The organism is Pseudomonas sp. PS01270 (assembly GCF_029959775.1).
In the GTDB taxonomy this organism is placed as follows: Bacteria; Pseudomonadota; Gammaproteobacteria; order Pseudomonadales; family Pseudomonadaceae; genus Aquipseudomonas; species Aquipseudomonas atacamensis.
The window spans coordinates 21,537-28,060 of record NZ_JASCPT010000073.1; the positions used below are offsets into that span (position 1 = coordinate 21,537).

Genomic DNA, 6,524 nt, shown 5'->3' on the forward strand with positions numbered 1-6,524 from the left:
CCGACTGGATGGGCGACTAGGCACACTGGCGCCAGCTCGCTTCACGAAGGTTTGGTCACCCTCGCCTGGCAGCTCCTCAACAGTACCCTCCTCAGCTCCGATCCTGTCACGGCTTGATCGGAGTTTTTTTTACCTGTGATTCAGTTAGTAGCGCGTTGTTTGGACTGACGCTTTCGCGAGCAAGCTCGCTCCCACAGTTGAAATGCATTCCAATGTGGGAGCGAGCCTGCTCGCGAAGGTCGATGACGCGGTCTATCTTTGTAACACCAGAACCCGCGACAACAACTCATCCCGGTCGACATAGCAGCCCTGAAAATGCCGCGCCCCGGTGGCTGGATCAAAGGCATTGCGTGCATGCAGCGTGCGGCGGTTGTCAAAGCACCACAACTCGCCCGGCTTGAGCCGCTGCATCAGCCGAAACCGCGGCTCGCGGGTCATCGCAATAAAGCGCCGATAGGCTCGATACAGCAACGGCATCTGCGCCACCGACGTATCGAACGCCCCGCGCAGAAAGTTGGCCATGCGAATCTCCGCCACCCGGCCCAGCGCATCCACAGCGATGATCGGCGCCAGGCAGCGATAGTCGCTGTGCCGGTCCTTGTTGCGAAATTCCACAGGGATTTCGCACAGGGCCTCAAACAGCTGCGGATCCTCCAGACGCAAGGCGTCGGCGATCGCAAAACCATCGACGAAAATACTCTCGCCACCCTCGGCATCATTGACCAGGCAATGCAGAAATTGCAGCCCCGGTTGCAGCTCGCGAGTCGGCAGATCCGTGTGCAATGGCAGGTTGAAGGCGGTGTAGGCGTTGCTGTCGGCGTCGGCTTTGGATTGCACATTGAACAGCACGCCGAAATTGCTTTCGCGAATGAAGGAAATCCGCTGCGCGATGAGCTTCAGCGAGCCCGGCTCGGTGGGCACGCCGCGCACTTGGGTCAGGCCGATGTCGCGCACGGCGAGCAACCATTGCAGCAGCGCGGCGTTGTCGTTCATCAGCGCGATGTAGTCGAACACCGGCAACTGCAGATCGCTGTGCCACAAATGGGGCTGCGGTTTGCCGGCCAGGCGTTCGGCGCGGGATTCATCGTCATAGGCATGTGCGCGCAACCAGCCCGGATCGAAGCGGCTGAGGTGACCGTCCTGCCAGTCGATGCGCAGGCAGCCATCGCTGTCGATGCGCGTGGCCAGCGGTCGCAAATCCTCGGCGGCATCGACGCTCTCGAAAACCTGCTCGCGAGTGACGCTGTAGACACATTGATCACACGGGCAATTGTCGCGCAGCCATACGTGGTGAAACGGGCTGACACGACCGTCAGCCCATTCGATGACAACGCGATCCGCCAGACCCTGCACGCCACCGAGCGCGCTGATCAACGGATAAGTACGAAAATCGGCAACAGCGACGGCGGTGTTCATGGCGGCTCCTTGACAGTGGGGATTTACCGAGCGGGTGGCAGCGCGATCACGCGGCCGATGTAAGCGGGAGCGGGCAGGTCGGTCTGATCCGCGACGATGGCTTGCAGGCGATGCAACGTATCGGGGCTGAACGGCGCCGAGCGCGGGCCGGCGAGGTCGACGTGCAAAAGCATCTGTTCGTTGCCGGCCAGCGCTTGCTCATCGCCGATTTTGTGCAGGCTGTGGTAGAGGTGCAGGCGCTTGTTGTCGTGGCCGATGATTTGCGTGCGCACTTCGACCTCGGTGTCGAGCTTCACTTCGTGCAGATAATTGAGGTGCAGCTCAAGGGTGAACAGCGAGTGGCCGCTGGCCTCGCGGTTGCTGCTGTCCATGCCGAGGCGGTCCATCAGCGCATCGGTGGCGTAGCTGAAGATCAGCAGGTAGAAGGCGTCGCGCAGGTGGCCGTTGTAGTCGACCCAGTCGGGGATGATGGTGGTTTGGTAGGTGGTGAGTGTGGGCATGATTGGGTTCCGGCAGGTGGCGGGTCGTTAGGATCAAGAGCAACCCCCTCACCCCAACCCTCTCCCCCAAGGGGGCGAGGGGGAAAGGGAGCAGATCGGGGGCCTTTCAAAACTCGAGTTCGGCTCGATAGATCAGGTCGGTGCAGCTCGCATAAACACCGCGGTCGGTCCCCTCTACCTCTGGGAGAGGGCTAGGGTGAGGGCAGCGGTCTGAAGCGGAACCATCACTCGCTGAAACTCATCCCATGCTTCTCTTTGGTGGTCTTCACCGCTTCAAGCACCGCCAGCAAACAATCATCACGATAGCGCTCCAGCGCCGAAATGCTGTGCCGGCCGAGCTGATCAGTGGTGCCATCGACCACATCATCAATCAACTTGTCGGTCAGCTCCGGTGCTGGCAGATATGTCCACGGCAACTGCAACGCCGGACCGAATTGCGACATGAAGTGGCGCATGCCGGCATCGCCGCCGGCCAGGGTGTAGGTCAGGAACGTGCCCATGAACGACCAGCGCAGACCAGCGCCAAAACGGATTGCATCGTCGATCTCGCCGGTCGTCGCCACACCGTCGTTGACCAGGTGCAACGCCTCGCGCCACAGCGCTTCAAGCAAGCGATCGGCGATGAACCCCGGCACTTCTTTGCGCACATGCAACGGGCGCATGCCGAGGGATTGGTAGACTTGCATCGCCGCTTGCACCGCCTCCGGCGCGGTGTTTCTGCCGCCGACCACTTCCACCAGCGGCAACAGATAAACCGGGTTGAACGGATGCCCGACCACGCAGCGTTCAGGGTGCATCGAACTCTCATAGAACTCGCTGGGCAAAAGGCCTGAAGTGCTGGAGCCGATCAGCGCATCGGGCTTGGCGGCGGCGCTGATCTTGCTGTGCAGATCGAGCTTCAGTTCCAGCCGTTCCGGGGCGCTTTCCTGGATGAAATCGGCGTCACGCACGCACTCCTCGATGGTGGCGACAAAGCGCAGACGATCCTGCGAAGCGCCCGGCGCCAGGCCGTTCTTCTCCAGCGCACCCCAGGCATTGGCCACGCGTTGGCGCAATGCCGCCTCGGCGCCGGGCGCCGGGTCCCAAGCCACCACGTCGAGGCCGTGGGCGAGGGCGCGGGCGACCCAGCCACTGCCGATGACACCGCTGCCGAGAGCGGCGAAGGTTTTGATTTCGGTGATAAAGCGCATGACGATTTCCTGAGAGAGTTCGGTGATCCCTGTGGAAACTCTGTTCTCGTGGCGAGGGGATTTATCCCCGATCGGCTGCGAAGCAGTCGTAAAACCTGTGCTCTCGGTCTATCTGATGCCCCGGGTTGTCAGGTTTTGGGGCGGCTTCGCCACCCATCGGGGATAAATCCCCTCACCACAAAATTTATGTTCACAGGGAGATAAGGTGAGGTTCAGCCGCGCTGGGTCAGGCCCATTTTTTTGCGACCTTCGGCCGGCGTCAGCACGCGGGCACCGAGGCGGCTGAGGATTTCCGTGGCGCGTTCGACCAGTTGGCCATTGGTCGCCAGCACGCCTTTGTCCAGCCACAGGTTGTCTTCGAGGCCTACCCGCACGTTGCCGCCCAGCAGCACCGCTTGCGCCGCCATCGGCATCTGCATGCGGCCGATGCCGAAGCCGGCCCACACCGCGTCGGCGGGCAGGTTGTCGACCATGGCTTTCATCGTGGTGGTGTCGGCCGGCGCGCCCCACGGGATGCCCAGACACAGCTGGAACAACGGGTTGTCGAGCAAGCCTTCCTTGATCATCTGCTTGGCGAACCACAGATGCCCGGTGTCGAAAATCTCCAGTTCGGCCTTCACCCCCAGCTCGGTGATGCGCTTGGCGCCGGCGCGCAGTTGCGCCGGGGTGGAGACGTAAATGGTGTCGCCGTCGCCGAAGTTCAGCGTGCCGCAATCGAGGGTGCAGATTTCCGGCAGCAGTTCTTCAACGTGGGCGAGACGGGTCAGCGGACCGACCAGATCGGTGTTCGGGCCGAACTCCATCGGCTTCTCGCCAGGGCCGATTTCCAGGTCGCCGCCCATCCCGGCGGTGAGGTTGACGATGATGTCGACGTCCGCCTCGCGGATGCGCTCCATCACTTCGCGGTACAGCGCCACGTCACGGCTGAACTTGCCGGTCTGCGGGTCGCGCACATGGCAGTGCACGACGGTGGCGCCGGCCTTGGCCGCTTCCACCGCGGCAGCGGCAATCTGTTTCGGGGTGACCGGCACGTGTGGACTTTTGGCGGTCGTGTCGCCAGCACCGGTGAGTGCGCAGGTGATGATGACGTCGTGGTTCATGATGCGTTTCCTTCAGGCGTGATGGGTCTGTCCGCAGCCCGTGGCGGGGCTGCGAAGCGTGTTTCAGTGGCCTCTCCCATCTGGGAGAGGGAGGTTCAATAAAGAGTTATTTGCTGGTCAGCTGGAGGTTTTCAGCAGCCGGTTTGCCATCGAAAGTCGTCACACCTTCAAGCCAGCGCTGTTTGTCTTCGGGGTGATCCTTGAGCCACTGCTTGGCCGATTCGAAGGCATCTTTATGATCGAGCAACGGCTGCATCATCCGGCTCTCGGATTCGGCGGTGAAGGTCAGGTTGGCCAGCAGGCGGCCGATGTTCGGGCATTGCTCGGCGTATTTCGGCGCGGTGACCGTCCACACCGTGGCCATGCCTTCGTTCGGGCCGAGGGCGTCTTCGCTGCCGGTCAGATAGGTCATCTGAATGTTGACGTTCATCGGGTGCGGCGCCCAGCCGAAGAACACCACGGCTTCCTTGCGCCGTACGGCGCGGTCAACGGCGGCGAGCATGCCGGCCTCGCTCGATTCGACCAGTTGGAATTTGCCCAGACCAAACTGGTTCTTGGCGATCATCGCTTTGATCTGCGTGTTGGCGCCCGAGCCTGGCTCGATGCCGTAGATCTTGCCGCCCAATTCCTTCTCGAATTTGGCGATGTCGGCGAAGGTTTTCAGGCCCTTGTCAGCCAGATAGGTCGGCACGGCGAGGGTGGCGCGGGCATCTTTCAGGCTCGGTGCTTCGAGCACTTTGACCTGATTGGCCTCGACGAATGGCGTGATGGTCTGGGTCATCAGCGGGTTCCAGTAGCCGAGGAACAGGTCCAGGCGCTGATCGCGGATCCCGGCGAAGATGATTTGCTGCGAGGCGCTGGTCTGTTTGGTGCTGTAGCCGAGGCCGTCGAGCAGGACCTGGGTCATGGCACTGGTGGCGATCACGTCAGTCCAGTTGACCACGCCCATGCGTACGTTCTTGCAGGAGGCCGGTTCGGCCGCCATCACGCCGGTGCTGAAGAAAGCGGTACCGCTGAGTGCAAGAACGCAGCTGCTGATCAGTCGTTTCATGTCGGGTTCCTCGGCAGTTCGATTATTGTGGTTTCCGGCATCTGCGCGCCGGTGAGGCCAAGTTACGCAGCTATGCACCCGTGAAAGCGCACTGCGGCGACTGGCATTTGCACTGTAGCGACCTGCACGCTTGAACGCCGCCGATAATCGGCGTATCAACGAGCCACGCGACCCGCCAACCGAGTGCGCCCATGTCCCAGGATTTCTACTTTTTGCTGATGCCGGGGTTCTCCGCCATCGGCTTTATTTCCGCGATCGAACCGTTGCGCGTGGCCAACCGCTTTCGCGGCGAGTTGTACCGCTGGCATGTGCTCAGCGCCGATGGCGGCGCGGTATTGGCGAGCAACGGCATGTCGGTCAACGCCGATGCGGCGTTGGAGCCGCTGAAGAAAGGTGCGACCTTGCTGGTGGTGGCCGGCTTCGAACCGCTGAAGTTCATCACGCCGACGCTGGAGCACTGGTTGCGCAGGCTGGACAACGAAGGCGTAACCCTCGGCGCCATCGACACCGGCAGCTTCGTCCTCGCCGAAGCGGGCCTGCTCGATGGCCATCGCCTGACCCTGCACTGGGAGGCGATCGATGCGTTCAAGGAGTCTTATCCACAGCTCAGCGTCACCCAAGAACTGTTTGAGATCGACCGCCGGCGGATCACCTCGGCGGGAGGTACGGCCTCGATTGATCTGATGCTCGACCTGATCGCCCAGGCCCACGGCCCGCAACTGGCGATTCAGGTCAGCGAGCAGTTTGTGCTCGGGCGCATCCGCCCGCGCAAGGATCACCAGCGCATGGAAGTCGCCACGCGTTACGGGATCAACAACAAGAAACTGGTGCAGGTGATCGGCGAAATGGAACAGCACAGCGAACCGCCGCTGACCACGTTGCAACTGGCCGAGTCGATCAAGGTGACCCGGCGGCAACTGGAGAGGTTGTTCCGGCTGCACCTGAACGATACGCCGAGCAACTTCTATCTGCGGTTGAGGCTGGAAAAGGCCCGGCAACTGTTGCGCCAGACTGACATGAGCGTGCTCGAAGTCAGCATTGCCTGCGGTTTTGAATCACCGTCGTATTTCACCCGCAGCTATCGCGCGCGTTTCGCCCGCTGCCCCCGTGAAGACCGGCGTACCGCGCAGGCGTGAATGGGCTTGCATGAAAGCAATGTGGGAGCGAGCCTGCTCGCGAAAGCGGTCTGTCATCCAACACTGATGTTGCCTGACACATTGCATTCGCGAGCAGGCTCGCTCCCACATTAATTTTCGGCGTCTGAGAG

General features: G+C 61.8%; 6 protein-coding genes. 1 reads left to right on the forward strand and 5 read right to left on the reverse strand.

The features are described from left to right. Positions 1–252 precede the first annotated feature (252 nt). The 5 genes from QMX86_RS18840 to QMX86_RS18860 form a co-directional block, all read right to left on the reverse strand. Positions 253–1,416, reverse strand: a complete 1,164-nt coding sequence (locus QMX86_RS18840; protein ID WP_282384646.1) for a gamma-butyrobetaine dioxygenase — start codon at positions 1,414–1,416, stop codon at positions 253–255. Positions 1,417–1,439: 23 nt separating this feature from the next. Continuing rightward, positions 1,440–1,916 (reverse strand): thioesterase family protein, encoded by a 477-nt coding sequence (locus QMX86_RS18845; protein WP_071173859.1) that lies wholly within the window; start codon positions 1,914–1,916, stop codon positions 1,440–1,442. Positions 1,917–2,140: 224 nt separating this feature from the next. Continuing rightward, a complete protein-coding gene (locus tag QMX86_RS18850; protein WP_282384643.1) occupies positions 2,141–3,106 on the reverse strand; it encodes an L-carnitine dehydrogenase in 966 nt (321 codons plus the stop codon). Between the two features lie 212 nt (positions 3,107–3,318). Next, positions 3,319–4,206: a 3-keto-5-aminohexanoate cleavage protein gene (locus QMX86_RS18855; protein WP_024014602.1), complete on the reverse strand. Its 888-nt coding sequence runs from the start codon at positions 4,204–4,206 to the stop codon at positions 3,319–3,321. Positions 4,207–4,312: 106 nt separating this feature from the next. After that, positions 4,313–5,257: a choline ABC transporter substrate-binding protein gene (locus QMX86_RS18860; RefSeq protein ID WP_071173857.1), complete on the reverse strand. Its 945-nt coding sequence runs from the start codon at positions 5,255–5,257 to the stop codon at positions 4,313–4,315. 191 nt (positions 5,258–5,448) lie between these two features. Between QMX86_RS18860 and QMX86_RS18865 the strand changes: the two genes are divergently transcribed. Beyond that, positions 5,449–6,393 carry a GlxA family transcriptional regulator gene (locus tag QMX86_RS18865; protein ID WP_073476452.1) on the forward strand — a complete coding sequence of 315 codons (945 nt, stop codon included), beginning with the start codon at positions 5,449–5,451 and terminating at the stop codon, positions 6,391–6,393. The last annotated feature ends 131 nt before the right edge of the window (positions 6,394–6,524 follow it).